The organism is Flavobacterium sp. GP15, from assembly GCF_014281985.1.
GTDB classification, from domain to species: domain Bacteria; phylum Bacteroidota; class Bacteroidia; order Flavobacteriales; family Flavobacteriaceae; genus Flavobacterium; species Flavobacterium pygoscelis.
This window is the reverse complement of sequence record NZ_JACFTC010000011.1, coordinates 1-20,284: the sequence shown is the minus strand read 5'-3', so window position 1 is coordinate 20,284 and position 20,284 is coordinate 1. Positions and strand designations below refer to the sequence as shown.

Sequence of the window (20,284 nt, the reverse complement as noted above, 5' to 3'; positions counted from 1 at the left end):
TCTGGAATTTGGGATTTATTATTTTAGAACTATATTTTATACGTGCAATGCTCTATTATCTGTAGCCGCTAATGCAGCTTCTTTAATAGCTTCCGCAAAGGTAGGATGTGCATGTGACATTCTAGAAATATCTTCAGCAGATGCTTTAAACTCCATTACTGTAACTGCTTCAGCAATTAAATCAGCACAACGAGCACCAATCATGTGAACGCCAAGAACCTCATCTGTTTTTGCATCAGCAAGAATTTTTACGAATCCGTCTAAATCTCCACCTGCTCTCGCACGACCTAAAGCTTTGAAAGGGAAACTTCCTGATTTATAATCTACTCCAGCAGCTTTTAATTGCTCCTCTGTTTGTCCTACTGCAGCCACTTCTGGCCAAGTGTAAACAACACCAGGAATTAAGTTATAATCAATATGTGGTTTTTGACCAGCTAAAATTTCAGCAACCATAGTTCCTTCTTCTTCCGCTTTGTGCGCCAACATTACTCCACGAACAACATCACCAATAGCATAGATATTAGGAACATTCGTTTGCAAATGATCGTTTACTTCAACCATTCCTCTGTCAGAAATTTTCACTCCAGCTTTGTCTGCATTCAAACCTTCTGTGTAAGGACGACGACCTACAGAAACTAAAGAGTAATCTCCTTCTAAAGTAATTGTTTCTCCTTTAGCATTTTCTGCTTGAACAACAACTCCTTCTCCATTTCTTTCTACTGATTTCACTTTGTGCGAAACGTAGAATTTCATTCCTTGTTTTTTTAATACTTTAGTCAATTCTTTAGACAATGAAGCATCCATTCCTGGAATGATTCTGTCCAAATATTCTACTACAGAAACTTGCGCTCCTAAACGTAAATATACTTGACCTAACTCGATACCAATTACTCCACCACCAATAATAACAAGGTGTTTAGGTACTTCTTTCAATTTCAACGCTTCTGTAGAAGTGATGATTCTTTCTTTATCTAATTTGATAAATGGTAAAGAAGAAGGTTTAGAACCCGTAGCGATAATTATATTTTTAGCCTCGATAGTTTCAGAAGTTCCATCCGCTTTAGCAACCGCAACATGCGTAGCATCTACAAATGAACCTAGACCTTCAAGAACTGTAATTTTATTTTTATCCATCAAAAATTTCACACCACCAGAAGTTTGGTCAACAACAGCTTGTTTGCGTGCAATCATTTTTTCTAAATTCACTTTTACTTCTCCCGAAACTTCGATTCCGTGCTCTGCAAAATGTGAAATTTCACTATAATGATGCGAAGAAGCAAGCAAAGCTTTAGAAGGAATACAACCTACATTTAGACAAGTTCCACCTAAAGTAGAATATTTTTCGATAATTGCTGTTTTAAAACCCAGTTGCGCACAACGAATTGCTGATACATATCCTCCAGGTCCTGAACCTATAATGACTACGTCAAATGAACTCATAGTAATTTATTTTAGTGTGTTTTTATAAAATGTTGCACAAAATTAAGGAATTAAGTTTTGTTTAAAGTTTAATTAGCAAGGTTTTTTACCAAGAAAATGCATTCATTAACAAATGGTTATAACACAATACAATACAAATTGAATTATCGTTAATAAGAATTCCAAAATGTACTAAAAACCAAAAAAATATTAAGCGGTAAAAAAAATCGACTATTCTTTAATATGCTTTAAAGAGCAACTATTGTCGTGTTTTTAACTTCATTAATCATAAAGGTACTGTGTGTACTTCCTATGTGCTCTAAAGTAGTGAGTTTTGTAACCAAGAATTCTCGATACGCCTCCATATCTTTGACAACAATTTTCAGAATATAATCATAATCACCACTTACATGATGGCATTCTAAAACTTCATTGAGTTGTATTACTTCACTTTCAAACTTTGAAATAAATTCTTTTGTATGCTGTATTAGTTTTAGATGACAAAAAACAACAAACCCTTTTTCGACTTTAGAACGATTAACAAGCACCACATATTTGTCGATAATCCCTTCTCTTTCTAGTTTTTTGATGCGTTCATAAACTGCAGTTACGGAGAGATTTAATTTAAGAGAAAGCTCTTTGGTTGTTTTCTTACAATCTGATTGCAATAGGAAGAGTAATTTTTTATCGGTTGCGTCTAATGTCATTTTTTAGAATTTGAATTGAAATAAAATCTATAATAATCTTATTTTGAAAGCTAATTTAGATAATTAATTTACAATTACATCATTTGATAGTTTTAAAATCTAATATAAAACTATAGCATTGATTAATAAACTGAAATCATGTTATTTTGAATTCACTTATTAACAACTAAAAACCTAGCCCTGATAGAAGCGGCATCCTTTTGGAAGCGATAGCGACTAAAAGATACAGCGAATAGCAGGAAATAGCTCCTAAAAAAATAGATATGAAAAACTTTAACCCCGCAGACAACATTCAAGATTTACAATACTTTGGAGAATTTGGTGGTGTAAATCCATCGATTTCTGATTCATCTACTTACACTTTCCTTTCGGCGAAAACCATGTTCGACACTTTTGAGGGAAATATGGAAGGATGCTACTTATATTCTCGCCATTCTTCGCCTAGTAATTTGTATTTAGACAAAGCTTTGGCAGCGATGGAAGGAACTCAATCGGCTAATGTATCGGCATCAGGAATGGGAGCTATTACTCCTACTCTATTACAATTATGTGGAACGGGTGATCATATTGTTTCTAGCAGAACTATTTATGGAGGAACGTATGCGTTTTTGAAAAATTTTGCTCCAAGATTAGGCATTACAACGGCATTTGTAGATATTACAAAACTTGACGTTGTAGAGAATGCGATCACTTCAAATACTAAAGTTTTGTATTGTGAAACTGTGAGTAATCCCTTGCTTGAAGTAGCGGATATTGAGGGTTTATCCAAAATTGCAAAACGTCATAATTTAACGCTTGTGGTTGATAATACTTTTTCACCCCTATCCGTTTCTCCAGCAAAATTAGGCGCTGATATTGTGATTCATAGCTTAACAAAATACATTAACGGAAGTAGTGATACGGTAGGCGGAGTAACGTGTGCCTCTACTGAATTTATTAATAGTTTAAAAAATGTAAATAGTGGTGCTAGTATGTTGCTTGGGCCAACAATGGATAGTATGCGTTCGGCGAGTGTAATGAAAAATTTGCGTACACTACATATTCGTATGAAACAACACAGCCATAATGCCATGTATCTTGCAGAACGTTTTGAAAAAGACGGATTAATAACTGTTTATCCAGGTTTAGAAAGTCATCCGAGTCATAAAATCTACAAAACGATGATTAATCCAGAATATGGTTTTGGAGGAATGATGACACTAGATGTTGGCACTTTGGCAAAAGCCAATGCTTTAATGGAATTAATGCAGTCTAAAAACTTGGGGTATTTAGCTGTGAGTTTAGGATTTTATAAAACTTTATTTAGTGCTCCAGGAACCTCAACATCGAGCGAAATTCCAATGGAAGAACAAATAGAAATGGGATTGACAGATGGTTTAATTCGTTTTTCTATAGGTTTAGATAATGATATCGAAAGAACGTATCAGATGATGAAAGCTTGTATGGTTGAATTAAATATTCTAGCTTCATAAACTTGAAATTCTTGTATAAAAGTAAAGCCTGTATTTTATTACAGGCTTTTTCTTTTGATAAAATCATTAAAAATTTTCGTTGGAATTGGGTACTAAAAGATATTCATTTTGAATAATTATTTTCTAGATTAATTCAATTGTTTTACAGGATAAATCATGATTTTTTTAGCCATTTGCATAAAACTTTTTCTAAATCTAATTTGATAATTGGTTTGGGTAAATAATCATTCATTCCCGCAACAAGACACTTTTCTTTATCTCCAACTAAAATTCCTGCCGTAATTGCAATGATTGGAATATTTTCAGAATCTTTTAATTCTCTAATTTCTTGTGTTGCTTCATATCCATTTTTATTGGGCATTTGAATATCCATTAAAATAACATCGGGTTTCTCTTTTTTATAAATTTCAACTGCTTCGTTACCATCATATGCCTCAAAAATAGTACAGTTAGAAATAATTCGTTTTACTAATGTTTTTGCCAAAAGCATGTTGATCTTATTATCCTCAACTATCAATACTTTGATACCATCAAGAATTGTTGTAGGCTCATCACTAATAATTGGTACTAGTTTTGGCATTAATTGTAAGGTGTCTTTATTTTTTACTTTTTTAAATTTAACAATAAAGAAAAAATCACTTCCATCTCCGTATTTACTAATTAACTGTAATTTACTATCCATCAAACCCGCTAGCTGATTTGAAATAGCCAAACCTAATCCGGTGCCACCAAATTTACGATTGGTTGAGTTATCCTCTTGAACAAAAGATTGAAATATCTTCTCATTATTAGCCATTTTGATTCCGACACCAGTATCTTTTACAGAAAATTTAATAGTAGTGTATTTTTTTTCATCCGAAGGAATTTCATTAATATCAAGATGAATTTCTCCAAAACTGGTAAACTTAATTGCGTTACTCAATAAATTGACTAATATTTGTTTTAATCGAATGGAATCGGCTAGAATATAGTTTGGAATAGTTTTATCAATACTTAAAATCAAAGCAACTCTTTTCTGATTGGCTTGAAATTTAAATAAGTTAATAATTTGAGTGGCTAATTTATTGAGATTTACTTTTTCTATATTAAGTTCTAATTTCCCAGACTCAATTTTAGAAAAATCCAAAACATCATTGACAATTTCCATTAGCGATATAGCAGATTCATTGACAGTATTCATATATTCTGCCTGATTTTTCTTGAGATCAGATTTAACCAATAAATGGGTAAAACCAATAATACCATTTAATGGAGTTCTAATTTCATGACTCATGTTGGCTAAGAAATCACTCTTCGCTTTATTGGCAGATTCCGCTAATTCTTTGGCATTAAGTAACTCCATTTCCAACACTTTTTGTTCGGTAATGTCTAAAAAACTAACTACAATTTCGATGATGTTTCCGTAATGATCTACATCAGGATATCCGTTGACCAACAACCAAATTAGATCTTGAGTATTGGAACGAGTAACTCCTAATGTGAAATTTTTTAGAGGTTCTTTATTTCTAATAATTTGGCTTACAGGGAAATTATCTAACTCCATAACCGTTTTATCTTCATTTAGAAATTTCCAAGTAGAATCAAAAGCTGAAATACCTATGATTTGATCATCCCTTAATCCTAATAATTCTGCTGCTTTTTTATTGGCAACCACAACAGAAGTATCAGCTGCATGAACCACAATACCGGCATCGAGATTATTAAGTAAACCTCTGTAACGCTCTTCACTTTTAAAAAGTGCAGAATCTGATTCTTTGGCCGTTGTTATATCACGACATAAACATATAAAATGGGTTTCATCATTAAAATTTTCTTTCATTGGAGCGACAGAAAGTTCAAACCAATGCAGACCACTTTTAAGTTGTAGTGTATATTGTTTTCCTGCTGAAAAGCCTTTTTCATAAGCTTCGTTAATAGCCGATAAACATATATTAGCTGCATCTAAAGGAAGTATATCTGTAAATTTCTTTCCCAAGAAAAATTGTGCTGGCATTGCTAATAAATCATTACGACGGGAATGATAATTGTAAATTTCACCATTCAAATCTACTTCAAACAATAAATCAGGAATAGCACCAAGAATGGCTTCCATTTTTTTATTCATTTTCTTGAAGTCATCATTTATTTTTTTGCGTTCGGTAATATTACGAACAATAGCTACTATTCGGCCATCAGCAATCATTTTGGCTGTAATTTCTACATCAATTAGAGTTCCATCTTTACGCAGCATAGTGCGTTCTAGTAAAGTTCTTTTTCCATTTAATAATTCCTCAAATAGTATGGGTCTCGCTTTAAGTTCTTTATTAGTGTATAATTCTTTTATATTTTTACAGCAAAGTTCCTGATTGGTATATCCCAACATTTGGCATGCACTATCATTTACTTCTAATAAATCACCCGAAATATCATTAATAAAAATAGCATCTGAGGCTTGCTCGACCAAACTTCGATATTTATCTTCACTACTAATAAGTTGCTCTTTAATATTTTTTAATTCTGTGACTTCAATCATGGCTCCATTTAGCCTAATTGCTCTACCTTCCTCATCTCTGGATATAATTCCTCTGTCATAAAAAATTCCATAAGTGCCATCTGCTTTTTGAAAACGAAATTCATCAGACCATAAACTTACGTCGCTTGCATAGGAATCATCCATTTTTTTGGTTACTCTTTCTCGATCATCGGGATGCACTCTTGAACGCCAAATTATACTGTTATTAACACCTGTACGGTTGGTACTACCGAAACCCAAAAGTTCTACAAATCTTTTGTTATTCCAACTTTCACCCGTTATCAAGTCAACTTCAAAAACGGCATCGTTTGTAGCGGCCGATATCATTTCATATCTTTCGTTAGCAATTTTTATTTTTTGTTCTGCCTTTTTAATATCAGAAAGGTCTAATCCCATTCCTAAAATTCTCTTTTTCCCTTTGTATTCAAGACAATGTGAATTAATATAAAATGGAATTTTACTTTTATCTTTGGTAAAAAGTTCAATTTCTATTCCAGGTGAATTTTTCTCAAACAGTGATTTTATTCTACTTTGTATTTTATCCTTAAAGTCTATATCATAAAAATCAACTGGTTTCATCTTAGCAATTTCCTCCGTGTTGTATCCTGAAACTGTTTCGAAATTTTTGTTCCATCTACTAATAATTCCTTTTTCATCATAGAGATAAAAAATGCCTGGAAGATTATTAATTATCATTTCCGAGAGCTGTTTTTCTTCTAAAATAGCATCTTCGGCAAGCTTACGCTCCGTAATATCAGTCACGGTACCTATATATCCTATGATTTTATTTTTAAGATTTCGTTCTGGCATGGCTTTACCAATAACCCAAGCAATGGATCCGTCGGGACGAACAAAACGAAATTCTGATAAAGATAATTCTTGATTACTGGAAGCATTTTTCCATCCTTCAATCAATGAAGCTCTATCTTCTATATGAACCGCCTTAAACCAATCCTTTCCTATGGCTTCCTCATAGGACAAACCAGAAACTTGACACCAGTAAGGATTAACATAAGTTGTAGCTCCGGCTAAATCAGTTCTAAATATTCCAACTTGAGAAACTACTGTTAGCGTATGGTATCTTTTTTCGCTTTCTAAAACTTCCTCTTCTGCTTTTTTTCTTAATAATTCTTTTTCAAAAATTTCTAACGCAAAAGCAACATCGCTGGTAGCACCTACTAAAAGTTGAATTTGTTCTGCATCAAAAAAGTTTTTCTCATCTGCATAAAAAGAAAAAGCTCCAATTGTTTTACCAAACTTTTTTATTGGTACCGACATTAAAGAATTATAACCACACAATAATGCATGTTCTTTCCAGGGCAACATCATGGGATCGTTTTCAATATCATTACATACAATATATTGATTTTCTCTGATAGAACGACCTGCAGGTCCTCTCCCTAAAGGTCCATCTTCTATAGAGATTGTTTTTATTTTAGAAAAATAATCATTATCAATTCCTTCCATTCTTACAGGAACGATTTGATGATTTGTTTCATCTAAAAGTCCAATCCAAACCATTTTAAACTTGCCTAATGCTACAGCAATCTTACAGGCTTCTCTAAATAGCGTTTCTTGATCTACTGTTCTAACAATCATTTGATTCATCTGACTTATAAAGGAATAAAGTCTATTGGCCTTGATTATTTTTTGCTTTGTAGAAATTCTCTGAGTTATATCTGTGACAATACCGTGACAAATTACAGTACCTTCTGGCTCAACAACAGGCAAAGAATTGACATCGTGCCAGACTAAACCTTTTTGCGGATGAAAATAACGGTATTCACATTTTAATGGAACTAATTTTAATTTAGTTTCTCTTATACTTGAAACTACTTTTTCATAATCAAGTGGATGTATGAGTTTAAATATTTTATTGGCATCATTTTTAATTTCTTCAAACGAAAAACCATATATATCTTGTATTGCATTACTAGCATAAGAATAATGTAAAGCTCCATCTGCGGTTTGTCGCATCGAATATATTAAACCCGGTGAAGTTGCAGCAATTTTATCAAATTTTTCTTTTTCACTTACAATAGTGTCATGAGCAATTTTAGCTTCTGTTACCTCTTTTAAATTCAAAATGATGCCACCAACATTAGGATCTAAAATTCTATTATTCAAAACTCCTTGTAACCAAATATAATGTCCATTTTTATGTTTAATTTGAACAAGTATTGGTATTGGTATTCCGGGATTTTCAAGAGATTTCTCTATATTTTTTTTGACATAATCAAAGTAATCGGGATGAAAGTAGTCTGAATTTTTGATTATTTTAAATTCGCCATCTGAATATCCTGTAATTCGCTCTGACGAAGAACTTCTAAAAATAGTATTGAGATCTTTATCTAATATGGCAATAATCCCATCATTATATTCTACTAGAGCACGAAATCTTTTTTCATTTTGCTCAATCTTTTTCTCTGTATTTTTCTTTTCTGTAATATTTTTAAAAAAACCCAGATATAATGTTTCAGAAAGTTTTACAACATCAAGAAAACACCATATTTGTTCCCCATTTTTACGACGAATTCTTTCTTCGCCTTTCATCATTCCTGTTTTCTTTAACAACTGGAATTTAGCAATTGAATGATCAAGATCATTACTAAAAGAAAGTTCCCCAAATTTCATTTTCAACAGTTCTTCTTTAGAATAACCCGTCAATTGAATGGCAGCTTCATTGACTTCTAAATAATTTCTTTCATTGTCGATTACAAAAACTCCATCAGGAGCATTAGCAATGTAATTCTTAAACTTTGCATTGCTTTCTTGCTCAAATAATTTCAGTTTAAAGTCGGTTAAAGCCTTTTCCTGACTTTTAAGCGCTTTTTGAGCGCTTTTTTTCTCTGTAATATCTTGTGTATTTCCTCGTAAGGCTATAACGAATCCTTCTTTATCAATTAATGGAGTAACGATTGAACGAAACCATTTTTTATTACCATTTGACAGAGTGACCTTTTTCTCTACTTCAAATGGTAGTTTATTAATGAGTGATTGCTCAATTTTATTAAAAAAATATTTTTTGTTTTGTTCTGAATAAATACTTGTAAATTCTTCAAAGAGGTTTTGATCGGAGAATGTTTCTATTTCATAGAGTACATATAACTCTTGAGACCAAATCATTTTTTGATCTTGCATGTCTAGTTCCCAACTGCCTATTTTAGCAATTTTTTGAGCATCACTAAGTAATTTTTGATTTGAAAGTAGGTGCAGTTGACTCTTTTTAATTTCCGAAATATCTTTACCTATTCCATAAACAAATTCCTGTGTGGGAGACAAAGTGATTGTCCATTCTATCGTAACAATATCTCCATTCTTTTTTATATAGCGATTTTCAAAGTAAATCGAAGATTGAAACTTTGATAATAACACCAATTCTTCATTTGTCTTATAGCGATCATCAGGATGAATAAAGTTCTGAAGAGGATTGGATAGTAATTCCTCTAAGCTATATCCTAAGGTTTTTAGAAAAGCGAGATTGGTCTCTTTAATAAACCCATCAAAGCCAGCGATGCAAACTAAATCTTGAGATCCTTTTTGGTAAAAATCAAAGTTTAAGAAAGATTGCTCCTTTTGTAATAGCCTATTTATTTCTAGATCCTTATTTCTTAACAGATCAAGTAAATCATTGTAGGTAGGCTCGTCATTATTCATGCTTATGAATTTGATTAAAAGTTAAATATAACAAAATAATATTGTAAATAAAAAATGAAAAACTTAAATATTTTTTAACACTAAATACTTAAACCTGAAATAATACTTCATTAGCATTGCAATAAAATTGAATCTCAAAAAAAGAAGTAGAAAACCTCTTTTGTTAATTAATATAATTTGAAACTTTAGCTTTTAAATTATAAAGTAAGCTACAATTTTATAGACAACAGTTATTGCTCAACAGCATAATTAAAAAATTAATAAAAAAAATTAATAACATTTGTATATACAAATAAAAAAAGTGTTACATTTGTACCAACAAATTACATATAGTTAAAATATGAAAATTGAAGAGGTTTTAAAGTCAACAGTACCGATGGATAATTCTAAAAAAATCATCCTAAATATTTTGTACACGCAGAGTATGATTACCGATAAATTTAATGAAATACTTAAATCTTATGATATCTCCGGAGAACAATATAATGTACTTCGAATATTAAGAGGTCAAAAAGGAAATCCTGCAAATATGTCGATGATACAAGAACGAATGCTGGCTAAAACGAGTAATACCACCCGATTAGTTGACAAACTGTTATTAAAAGATTTCGTTACCCGAAAAGTTTGCCCAGAAAACAGACGTAAAATAGAAGTTCTAATTACCCAAAAAGGATTAGATATACTAAAAGATCTTGATCCTAAAGTAATACAGCACGAGCAGTTTTTTTCAAATAACTTAAGTTCAGACGAAATTATTCAGTTAAACTATTTATTAGAGAAATTTAGAAACCAATAACGTATAAAAACAACATGAATACCTTTATAGAAAATCAAAATTGGAGATACGCTACAAAAAAATTCGATAGCTCCAAAAAAATAACAAATGAAGAAATTGCTATCCTAAAAGAAGCTATACGTTTAAGTTCTTCTTCTTACGGATTACAACCATATAAAATTATTATTGTCGAAAATCCAGAATTAAGAGCCCAATTGCAACCAGCGGCTTGGGGACAATCACAAATAGTAGATGCTTCGCATATCATTATTTTTGCTAATGAGTTAAATTTTGGAGTAACTGGAATTGACAGTTATTTTAAAAATGTTAGTGAAACAAGAAATGTTACTCTTGAAAGCATGAAAGGCTACATTGATTTTATGAAAAAGACGATCACAGCACTATCAGAAGATGAAAAAAACAACTGGTCTGCCAAACAAACCTATTTGGCTTTAGGGAATCTTTTGAATGCGGCGGCTGACTTAAAAATTGATGTTACTCCAATGGAAGGTTTTGTTCCAGCTCAAGTTAACCAAGCATTAGGACTTGATAAATTAGGACTGAACGCCACATTAATAGCAACTCTTGGCTACAGACATGAGGAAGATGCTACACAACATTTCAAAAAAGTTAGAAAATCAAACGAAGAATTATTTATTACTCTATAATTATTAAACCTTAAATTAAATTTACAAAAAAAATGAAAAATTTTAAAGCAATTGCATTAGCATTAGTAGTAGTTTTAGCTACAACATCAGTATCAGCACAAACAAAAAAAGTAGATGTTACAAAAAGTACAATCAACTGGACAGGGAAAAAAGTAACAGGACAACATGAAGGAACAGTAAACCTAAAAGACGGTAGTCTTGTTTTTAAAGGGAAAAATGTTGTAGGTGGTGCATTTACAGTAGACATGAATTCAATGATTGTAACTGACTTAAAAGAAGGACAAGGTAAAGAGAAATTAGAAGGTCACTTAAAAGCGGATGACTTTTTTGGAACTGATAAATTTGCTACAGCTACTTTAGTTTTCAAAAAAATTGTTACTAAATCACCTAATTTATATACCGTAACTGCTGATTTAACAATAAAAAACATTACTAAACCAGTAACTTTTGATCTTGCTACAACAGCAAATACTGCTACAACTAATTTAAAAATTGACAGAACTAAATATGATATTAAATATGGTTCTGGAAGTTTCTTTGATAACCTAGGAGACAAAGCTATCAATGATAATTTCGATTTAACTGTAGCTTTAAAATTCTAATTTACAAAACACCATTTTACAAACCCCAGCAAGAAATTGTTGGGGTTTTATTTTTTTGAATAAGAAAAAATAATACCATTTATAAAAAAAATTAACATTTGATCTATTTGAATAATCAAATTACATTTATATATTTGTTGCAATAAAATAAAACATGAACACAATTTTAAACAATACTTGGTGGTGGAACAATTTACGTCAAACGTCGTGAACTAAGCTCCTATAGTATTATTTGAACTATAAATATAAAAGGCTTGTCATCACGACAAGCCTTTTTTTTGTGCCAATAAAATAGTAATTATTAAATTTATTTCTCTTGAAACAGTATATCTTAAATACAAAACACAAACAAATTCTCGCTGATACGATCACTCCAGTGAGTGTATATCTTAAAATTAGAGATAAATTCCCGAATAGTTTGTTATTAGAAAGTAGTGATTACCACGGTAATGATAATAGCTTCTCTTACATCTGTTGTAATCCTATTGCTTCGATAAAAATTGAAAATGAGACTATCTCTAAAACGTATCCTGACGGAAATGTTGAGAAAATAATTATCGACTCAAATACCGATATACCGCAAATCATTGAGGAGTTTTCACATCAATTTAAATCAGAGAAAAATGATTTTAAATTCATCAATAACGGATTATTTGGATACATTTCGTATGATGCCGTTCGTTATTTTGAAAAAGTAGCTATTGCCAAAAAAGAAAATAGTAATACGATTCCTGATGTCTATTATGCAGTTTATCAAAATATTATTGCGATTAATCATTTCAAAAATGAAGCATATATTTTTTGTCATAGTGTCGATGATAGAAACAACATTTCAGAAATTGAGCAATTACTGCAATCCCGAAATATTGCTTCTTATAAATTCAGTAAAGAAGGAGAAGGTTTCTCTAATTTAACAGACGAGGAATTTAAGCACAATGTTTCTTTAGCTAAAAAACATTGTTTTAGAGGCGATGTTTTTCAATTGGTGTTATCCAGACGATTTACTCAAGGTTTTAAAGGAGATGAGTTTAATGTATATCGCGCCTTGAGAAGCATAAACCCTTCACCCTATTTATTCTTTTTTGATTATGGCGATTTTAAAATATTTGGATCTTCTCCTGAAGCTCAAATTATCGTAAAAGATCGTAAAGCGGAAATCCATCCTATTGCAGGAACATTCAAAAGAACAGGTGATGACGAAAAGGATGCCGTTCTTGCCAAACAATTATCAGAAGATAAAAAAGAAAACAGCGAACATGTAATGTTAGTAGATTTAGCCAGAAATGATTTGAGTCGCAATGGTCATGATGTGAACGTTGAAAAATACAGAGAAGTACAATTCTTCTCGCATGTAATTCATTTAGTTTCAAAAGTAACGGGACATTTACATGAAAAAGCCACAACCATGCAAGTAGTTGCCGATACATTTCCTGCGGGAACTTTGAGCGGAGCGCCTAAACATCGCGCTATGCAATTGATTGAAGACTACGAAAAAACAAATCGTAATTTTTATGGAGGAGCGATTGGCTTCATGGATTTTGAAGGTAATTTTAATCATGCTATAATGATTCGTACTTTCCTCAGTAAAAACCATCAATTGCATTCACAAGCCGGTGCAGGAATTGTTGCCAGCTCTGATGAAGAAAGCGAAATGCAAGAAGTTTACAACAAGTTAAGAGCGTTAAATGCCGCTTTAGATTTAGCCGAAACAATATAAATCCCCTCCCAAGCCGTCCCCGAAGGGGAGGAAGACGAGACTAAAAAATTTTAAAATGGAAAATAAAAATACAACTAAACCAACAGTTCCAACTTCGGGGGCTACGGGAAAAATACTAGTCATAGACAATTACGATAGTTTCACATATAATTTAGTGCATTATCTCGAAGATTTAAATTGTGAGGTGACCGTTTTTAGAAACGATGAATTTGATATTGAAGAAATTGCAGCTTTTGATAAAATACTACTTTCTCCAGGCCCAGGAATTCCAGATGAAGCAGGATTGCTAAAAGAAGTAATTCGAGTATATGCTTCAACAAAAAGTATTTTTGGAGTCTGTTTAGGACAACAAGCGATTGGCGAAGTTTTTGGCGGAACACTTTCTAACTTAGATCATGTTTATCATGGAGTAGCAACAATGGTAAAAACAGTGGTTGACGATGAGCTTTTATTTGAAGGTTTAGGAAACGAATTTGAAGTAGGTCGCTACCATTCTTGGGTTGTAGATACTAATTTACCAGATGTTCTAGAAGCAACTTCTTTTGACGAAAATGGGCAGGTAATGTCGTTACGCCATAGAACTTTTGATGTCCGAGGCGTACAATTTCATCCTGAAAGCGTGCTAACACCAAATGGGAAAAAGATATTAGAAAACTGGGTAAAAAACTAATAATTAATAATTAGCAGTCCTTAAAAATCGGTTCCACTTTTATTTTTAAAAAATGAAAATAGTCAAAATCCATATTGTATTTATTTTACTACTTACTTTCAGTTTTATTTCTTGTCATCAAAATACGGAGCAAAAAATAGAAACTAGAAATTCTACGCAAAAAAAAATAACATTGGACTTGCTTAATTTACAAGCAAAAAATAAGTTAGGAAAAGATACCATTGTTACAATTATTAATGATCCTGTTTATCATAAAATAAAAAAATACAAAGCAGTAAACGCTGAAAAATTGCTTAAAAGCCAAGTTGAATTAAGTACAATTGATATAAAAAATACTAAAATTGTTTTTGAGTGTATTGACGGTTACAAACCCGAAATGCCATTAGAATTATTTTTGAACACCAAATCTTTCCTAGCCTTCCAAGATGTCGAAGCTCCAAAAGGTTTGAAATGGGAGAAAATAATTAAAAATGAAAACGAAATGGACGCTACGCCTTTTTATATCGTTTACGAATCCGTTTCTGAAAAAGATAGCCGTTACAAATGGCCTTATAATTTGATAAAAATTCATCTAGAACCTAGTAATACATCCCGTAATGAATTATTTCCTATAGATAATAAAAAAGTTGAGATAGGCTATAATTTATTTCAAAATCAATGTATTACCTGTCATGCCATCAATGAAATTGGAGGAACTATGGGCCCAGAATTAAACTATCCAAAAAGTGTTACCGAATATTGGAAGGAAAAAGAATTGGTTGCTTATATAGTTAATCCTGCCTCTTTTAGACATAAAGTAAAAATGCCGAATTTAGGAATAACCCAACAGCAGTCCCAAGAAATAGTTGATTATTTAAAATACATGGCACAACATAAAAAAAGCGAGTAGGATTTAATTAGCCTTAAAAAAGAATCCAAAATCATATATCCCATTTGAATCTTAAAAAAAAATGAAAAATATATTAAACAGATTGATCAATCATGAAACGCTTTCGAAGGAAGAAGCTAAAAATGTTTTAGTAAACATTTCCAACGGCAGTTACAATACTAGCCAAATTGCCTCTTTCTTGACTGTTTACATGATGCGTAGTGTAAGTATCGACGAACTTTCTGGGTTTCGTGAAGCTTTACTTGATTTGTGTATTCGCGTCGATTTATCGGCGTACAATACGGTTGATTTATGTGGAACGGGTGGCGACGGAAAAGATACTTTTAACATCTCTACTTTAGCATCATTTGTAGCTGCAGGAGCTGGAATTAAAGTTGCTAAACATGGAAATTACGGTCTCTCTTCTATTTCAGGATCTAGTAATGTCATGGAGAAATTAGGAATTAAATTCAGCAATGAATCTGATTTTCTAGAACGTAGTATTGACCAAGCTGGAATTGCAATTTTGCACGCTCCTTTATTTCATCCTGCGATGAAAAACGTAGGTCCCATCCGAAAAGAATTAGCAGTAAAAACCTTTTTTAATATGGTTGGGCCAATGGTAAATCCATCCTTTCCTCAAAATCAATTAGTAGGTGTTTTCAATTTAGAATTGGCAAGAATGTATGCCTATTTGTACCAAAATACAAACACAAATTTCACGATTTTGCATTCGCTTGATGGTTATGATGAGGTATCACTGACAGGACCAACGAAGATGATAACCAACAATCGAGAAGGAATGCTGAATCCAGAAGATTTTGGTGTTTCTCTTTTGGCGCAAAGCCAGATAGAAGGCGGAACTACTATTGATGAATCGGCGCAAATGTTTATTGATATTATATCAGGCAAAGGAACTGAAGCGCAAAATAACGTGGTTTGTGCCAATGCAGGAATGGCCATTGCGACGGTGACAAAATGTAGTCCTTTAGAAGGATTTCAAATAGCAAAAGAGAGTTTACTGTCTGGAAAAGGACTTTTATCTTTGAAGAAATTACAAGAATTGAGTAGATAAATACAAATTAAGAATGTAAGTGCTTGCAGTATAAAAATTTGCAAACAGATTAACACAGTATAAAAAATTAGTGCCTTTGCGCCTTAGTGGCAAAAGAAAGATTAAAAGAATTCCTTAGCAGTAAAAACAAATATGAATATACTTGACAAAATAATTATCGACAAAAAAAGGGAAGTCATTCTCAAGAAATCAATCATTCCAGTTTCTCAACTGGAAGCATCGATTTTCTTCGAAAAAAAGACTATTTCTTTGAGTAAAAGTTTAAAAAATAGCCCCTCAGGAATTATTGCGGAGCACAAACGTCGCTCTCCTTCTAAGGCAGAAATCAATTATGGTTTTACTGTCGAAGAAGTGGTAAAAGGATATGAAGAGGCTGGCGCTTGTGGAATTTCAGTTTTGACCGACGGAAAATATTTTGGTGGTTCGTTAGACGATTTACTTTTGGCTAGAGCCTCGGTCAATATTCCACTTTTACGTAAAGAATTCATCGTTGACGAATACCAAATATTAGAAGCAAAAGCCCACGGAGCCGATTTAATTTTACTAATTGCTGCAGTTTTAACTCGTGAAGAAATCAAATCACTATCTGAATTTGCAAAAAGTTTAAACCTAGAAGTTTTACTAGAAGTACACAATCAGGAGGAATTAGAAAAATCGATAATGCCAACACTAGATATGATTGGCGTAAATAACAGGAACCTAAAAACATTCGAAGTGAGTTTAGATTTCAGCAAGCAATTAGCAGCACAAATTCCAGATGATTTCGTAAAAGTATCAGAGAGTGGCATCTCTTCAATTGAAGCAATAACCGAATTAAAGCCATTTGGTTACAAAGGTTTCTTAATAGGAGAAAATTTTATGAAAACGGATAATGCTGGAAAAGCAGCCAAAGAGTTTATTAGTGAAATTTAATCCTCCTACCCCCGAAGGGGGAACTAGCTACAGATAAATAAATTTTAGTATGCAATCATTTTCAAGAAATAATAACAATAAAAATTGCGGTACAAATCCGCCGCAACAACTCCCCCTTCGGGGGGCGGGGGGATTTGGGATCAAAATCTGCGGCATGAAATATCCTGAAAACATACTCGAAGTAGCATCGCTCCTACCCGATTATATGGGATTTATTTTCTGGGCAAAATCAAGTCGTTATTTTGATGGAATTATTCCAATTTTACCGAAATCAATTAAGAAAACTGGGGTTTTTGTAAATGAAACTATAGACGTAATTTTGGCGAAAGCCAAAAAACACGATTTACAAGCCATTCAATTGCACGGCTTAGAATCAGTTGCGTTCTGTAAAGAATTAAAAAATAAAACGCATACTGAAATCGAAATTATAAAAGTGTTTTCAGTTGAAAATAGCTTTGATTTTGAACTTTTAAAACCTTATGAAACCGTTTGTGATTACTTCCTTTTTGACACTAAAGGAAAATTACCGGGAGGAAACGGAACAACATTCGATTGGAAAACACTTGAAAATTATCCTTCTACAAAACCCTTTTTTCTAAGCGGCGGAATTGGAATTGAGGAATTACAAAGTGTACAAGAAATATTGAAAACAAAATTACCTATTCATGCCATTGACGTCAATAGCAAATTTGAAATAGAACCCGGATTAAAGAATGTAGAATTATCTAAAGATGCGATCATTCGTATCTCAAATATAAAACAATAAAAAGAAAAAAACATGTCATACCACGTAAACGAAAAAGGCTATTACGGAGAATTTGGAGGTGCCTTCATTCCAGAAATGTTATACCCAAATGTCGAAGAACTACGCCAAAACTATTTAAAAATAACAGCGGAACCTGAATTCCAAGCTGAATTTGATGCTTTGCTAAAAGAATATGTGGGTCGTCCTACACCGCTTTATTTTGCAAAACGCTTATCAGAAGAATACAACACTAAAATCTATCTAAAAAGAGAAGATTTGTGTCATACGGGAGCGCACAAAGTCAATAACACCATCGGCCAAATTCTTTTAGCAAAACGATTAGGTAAAACCAGAATCATTGCTGAAACGGGTGCAGGACAACACGGTGTTGCAACCGCTACTGTTTGCGCGCTTATGGGATTAGAATGCATTGTGTACATGGGCGAAGTCGATATTAAGCGTCAAGCGCCAAACGTGGCTCGTATGAAAATGTTGGGCGCCGAGGTTCGTCCGGCAATGTCAGGGTCTAAAACTTTAAAAGATGCTACTAATGAAGCCATTCGCGATTGGATTAATAATCCCGTTGATACGTACTATATTATTGGCTCCGTGGTGGGACCGCATCCGTATCCAGACATGGTAGCGCGTTTTCAAAGCGTAATTTCTAAGGAAATCAAAGAACAATTATTAGAAAAAGAAGGCCGTGAAAACCCGGATTATGTGGTTGCTTGCGTTGGTGGTGGTAGTAATGCTGCCGGAACCTATTACCATTTCCTTGATAATGAAGAGGTAAATATAATTGCTGTCGAAGCTGCCGGTTTAGGCGTTCATTCTGGCGAAAGTGCTGCTACATCAGCCTTAGGAAAAGTAGGTGTTATTCACGGTAGTAAAACATTGTTGATGCAAACTACAGATGGACAAATCACAGAACCCTACTCTATTTCTGCAGGGCTAGATTATCCAGGAGTTGGCCCTATGCACGCGCATTTGTTCGCTACAGGAAGAGCCCAATTTGTGTCTATTACAGATGATCAAGCCATGCAATGGGGAATCAAATTGTCTAAAATGGAAGGCTTAATTCCCGCTATAGAAAGCGCGCACGCGTTTGCCGTTCTGGACGAAATGAAATTTAAACCAGAGGACATTGTAGTGATCAATCTTTCCGGCCGAGGCGATAAAGATTTGAATACATATATCGATTATTTTAAATTATAAAAGATTTTTTGGGGCGTTTCCCCGCTTTCACTAGCGTTACAGCGGCGGGCGGGCTTTTCGTTGCAATCTTTTCCTTTTTTAAGAAAAAAAGGAAAAGGATTTACACTGCAATCCCTTACGCGAATCCAATAAAACAACTTATATAGTTTTTAAAAACTTGACGGTCAAAAAACAAATTAATTCTCTTTAAAATCTAATAATTCAAATACTTAAAGATTGTTAAAAGAGTAGAAAAAAAATATAAAATGAACAGAATAAATAAAAAATTACAAGAAAGCAAAAAGATATTTTCCATCTATTTCTCTGCCGGATATCCTAATTTAAACGATACCGTTCAAATCATTCAAGATTTAGAAAAAAATGGCGTCAATATGATCGAAATTGGTTTACCTTTCAGTGATCCTTTGGCAGATGGACCAACAATTCAAGCCAGCTCAACACAAGCGCTCCATAACGGAATGACCACTCAAGTTTTGTTTGATCAACTAAAAGACATCCGAAAAACAGTAACCATTCCTTTAGTGATTATGGGCTATTTCAATCCTATGTTACAATACGGAATAGAAAATTTTTGCCAGAAATGTGCCGAAATAGGAATTGATGGATTAATTATTCCGGACCTTCCTGTTGATGTTTACGCGGATGAATACAAAGCAACCTTTGAAAAATACGGATTAAAAAATATATTTCTAATCACGCCACAAACTGCAGTAGAACGCATTAACTTTATAGATAGTGTCTCTGATGGATTTATTTATATGGTGAGTTCGGCAAGTGTTACAGGATCACAAACTGGTTTTGGTGCGGAACAAGCTGATTATTTCAAACGCATCTCTGACATGAACTTAAAAAACCCACAAATAATTGGTTTTGGAATTAGCAATAAAGAAACCTTTAACCAAGCCACTCAATATGCTAAAGGTGCCATTATAGGAAGTGCTTTTATCAAACATCTAACCGAAAATGGAACTGGAAAAATCAAGGAATTTGTAGAGGAGATAATTTAAATTTTATTTTTTGATAATCAAAAACGGCATTTAAAAATTGTTTTAACTGCCGTTTTTTTTTATACGCATAACAACATTTTTCTTATGGTAAAACTGCATAAATATAAATTTGTAAGAAATTATTATATATATTTGAAATAAAGTAATGTAGGAACGTTTCTATACTTATCTACCCTGATTTGGTGATTTAGGAACGATAAAGTCATACATATATACAAGTTGTTCGTCAGTTTGGCGGAATGAAATAGAATTCACTAAATTAA

15 protein-coding genes are annotated in these 20,284 nt (G+C 32.8%); 12 read left to right on the top strand and 3 right to left on the bottom strand.

The features are described 5' to 3' along the window. Window positions 1-36: 36 nt before the first annotated feature. Window positions 37-1,440 (bottom strand): dihydrolipoyl dehydrogenase, encoded by a 1,404-nt coding sequence (lpdA, locus tag H2650_RS15355; RefSeq protein ID WP_188051710.1) that lies wholly within the window; start codon window positions 1,438-1,440, stop codon window positions 37-39. Between the two features lie 227 nt (window positions 1,441-1,667). Beyond that, window positions 1,668-2,126 (bottom strand): Lrp/AsnC family transcriptional regulator, encoded by a 459-nt coding sequence (locus tag H2650_RS15350; protein WP_188051709.1) that lies wholly within the window; start codon window positions 2,124-2,126, stop codon window positions 1,668-1,670. 263 nt (window positions 2,127-2,389) lie between these two features. Between H2650_RS15350 and H2650_RS15345 the strand changes: the two genes are divergently transcribed. After that, window positions 2,390-3,598 (top strand): aminotransferase class I/II-fold pyridoxal phosphate-dependent enzyme, encoded by a 1,209-nt coding sequence (locus H2650_RS15345; RefSeq protein ID WP_188051708.1) that lies wholly within the window; start codon window positions 2,390-2,392, stop codon window positions 3,596-3,598. Between the two features lie 154 nt (window positions 3,599-3,752). Here the strand turns inward: H2650_RS15345 and H2650_RS15340 are convergent, their stop codons facing one another. Beyond that, window positions 3,753-9,767, bottom strand: coding sequence for a PAS domain S-box protein (locus H2650_RS15340; RefSeq protein WP_188051707.1), 6,015 nt, complete (start codon window positions 9,765-9,767; stop codon window positions 3,753-3,755). 340 nt (window positions 9,768-10,107) lie between these two features. Here H2650_RS15340 and H2650_RS15335 point away from each other — a divergent pair, with 340 nt between their 5' ends. The 11 genes from H2650_RS15335 (at window position 10,108) to trpA (ending at window position 20,021) form a co-directional block, all read left to right on the top strand. Further along, the gene (locus H2650_RS15335; RefSeq protein ID WP_188051706.1) at window positions 10,108-10,563 is read left to right on the top strand and encodes a MarR family winged helix-turn-helix transcriptional regulator; all 456 of its coding nucleotides are present in this window, start codon (window positions 10,108-10,110) and stop codon (window positions 10,561-10,563) included. 14 nt (window positions 10,564-10,577) lie between these two features. Further along, on the top strand, window positions 10,578-11,210 hold the full coding sequence (locus H2650_RS15330; RefSeq protein ID WP_188051705.1) for an NAD(P)H-dependent oxidoreductase: 633 nt from the start codon (window positions 10,578-10,580) through the stop codon (window positions 11,208-11,210). Window positions 11,211-11,242: 32 nt separating this feature from the next. Further along, complete coding sequence (locus tag H2650_RS15325; protein ID WP_188051704.1) at window positions 11,243-11,812, top strand: YceI family protein; 570 nt, start codon at window positions 11,243-11,245, stop codon at window positions 11,810-11,812. A gap of 316 nt (window positions 11,813-12,128) precedes the next feature. Then, window positions 12,129-13,529, top strand: a complete 1,401-nt coding sequence (locus tag H2650_RS15320; protein WP_188051703.1) for an anthranilate synthase component I family protein — start codon at window positions 12,129-12,131, stop codon at window positions 13,527-13,529. Window positions 13,530-13,584: 55 nt separating this feature from the next. After that, entirely contained in the window at window positions 13,585-14,199 is a 615-nt protein-coding gene (locus tag H2650_RS15315; protein WP_188051702.1) for an aminodeoxychorismate/anthranilate synthase component II, read from the top strand. A gap of 52 nt (window positions 14,200-14,251) precedes the next feature. Beyond that, the gene (locus H2650_RS15310) at window positions 14,252-15,088 is read left to right on the top strand and encodes a cytochrome c family protein (RefSeq protein ID WP_188051701.1); all 837 of its coding nucleotides are present in this window, start codon (window positions 14,252-14,254) and stop codon (window positions 15,086-15,088) included. Window positions 15,089-15,149: 61 nt separating this feature from the next. Continuing rightward, complete coding sequence (gene trpD / locus H2650_RS15305; protein ID WP_188051700.1) at window positions 15,150-16,142, top strand: anthranilate phosphoribosyltransferase; 993 nt, start codon at window positions 15,150-15,152, stop codon at window positions 16,140-16,142. A 132-nt stretch (window positions 16,143-16,274) separates the two neighbouring features. Further along, window positions 16,275-17,054 (top strand): indole-3-glycerol phosphate synthase TrpC, encoded by a 780-nt coding sequence (trpC, locus tag H2650_RS15300; RefSeq protein ID WP_188051699.1) that lies wholly within the window; start codon window positions 16,275-16,277, stop codon window positions 17,052-17,054. 154 nt (window positions 17,055-17,208) lie between these two features. Continuing rightward, window positions 17,209-17,820, top strand: coding sequence for a phosphoribosylanthranilate isomerase (locus H2650_RS15295; protein ID WP_188051698.1), 612 nt, complete (start codon window positions 17,209-17,211; stop codon window positions 17,818-17,820). A gap of 12 nt (window positions 17,821-17,832) precedes the next feature. After that, on the top strand, window positions 17,833-19,014 hold the full coding sequence (gene trpB, locus H2650_RS15290) for a tryptophan synthase subunit beta (protein ID WP_188051697.1): 1,182 nt from the start codon (window positions 17,833-17,835) through the stop codon (window positions 19,012-19,014). A 245-nt stretch (window positions 19,015-19,259) separates the two neighbouring features. Beyond that, the gene (gene trpA / locus H2650_RS15285; RefSeq protein ID WP_188051696.1) at window positions 19,260-20,021 is read left to right on the top strand and encodes a tryptophan synthase subunit alpha; all 762 of its coding nucleotides are present in this window, start codon (window positions 19,260-19,262) and stop codon (window positions 20,019-20,021) included. The last annotated feature ends 263 nt before the right edge of the window (window positions 20,022-20,284 follow it).

Bases quoted from the DNA above. Each gene is read 5' to 3' on its own strand.
- trpC (WP_188051699.1), top strand. From the start codon at position 16,275: ATGAATATACTTGACAAAATAATTATCGACAAAAAAAGGGAAGTCATT.
- H2650_RS15310 (WP_188051701.1), top strand. From the start codon at position 14,252: ATGAAAATAGTCAAAATCCATATTGTATTTATTTTACTACTTACTTTC.
- H2650_RS15350 (WP_188051709.1), bottom strand. From the start codon at position 2,126: ATGACATTAGACGCAACCGATAAAAAATTACTCTTCCTATTGCAATCA.
- H2650_RS15345 (WP_188051708.1), top strand. From the start codon at position 2,390: ATGAAAAACTTTAACCCCGCAGACAACATTCAAGATTTACAATACTTT.
- H2650_RS15330 (WP_188051705.1), top strand. From the start codon at position 10,578: ATGAATACCTTTATAGAAAATCAAAATTGGAGATACGCTACAAAAAAA.
- H2650_RS15335 (WP_188051706.1), top strand. From the start codon at position 10,108: ATGAAAATTGAAGAGGTTTTAAAGTCAACAGTACCGATGGATAATTCT.
- H2650_RS15295 (WP_188051698.1), top strand. From the start codon at position 17,209: ATGAAATATCCTGAAAACATACTCGAAGTAGCATCGCTCCTACCCGAT.
- H2650_RS15325 (WP_188051704.1), top strand. From the start codon at position 11,243: ATGAAAAATTTTAAAGCAATTGCATTAGCATTAGTAGTAGTTTTAGCT.
- trpD (WP_188051700.1), top strand. From the start codon at position 15,150: ATGAAAAATATATTAAACAGATTGATCAATCATGAAACGCTTTCGAAG.
- trpB (WP_188051697.1), top strand. From the start codon at position 17,833: ATGTCATACCACGTAAACGAAAAAGGCTATTACGGAGAATTTGGAGGT.
- trpA (WP_188051696.1), top strand. From the start codon at position 19,260: ATGAACAGAATAAATAAAAAATTACAAGAAAGCAAAAAGATATTTTCC.
- lpdA (WP_188051710.1), bottom strand. From the start codon at position 1,440: ATGAGTTCATTTGACGTAGTCATTATAGGTTCAGGACCTGGAGGATAT.
- H2650_RS15340 (WP_188051707.1), bottom strand. From the start codon at position 9,767: ATGAATAATGACGAGCCTACCTACAATGATTTACTTGATCTGTTAAGA.
- H2650_RS15315 (WP_188051702.1), top strand. From the start codon at position 13,585: ATGGAAAATAAAAATACAACTAAACCAACAGTTCCAACTTCGGGGGCT.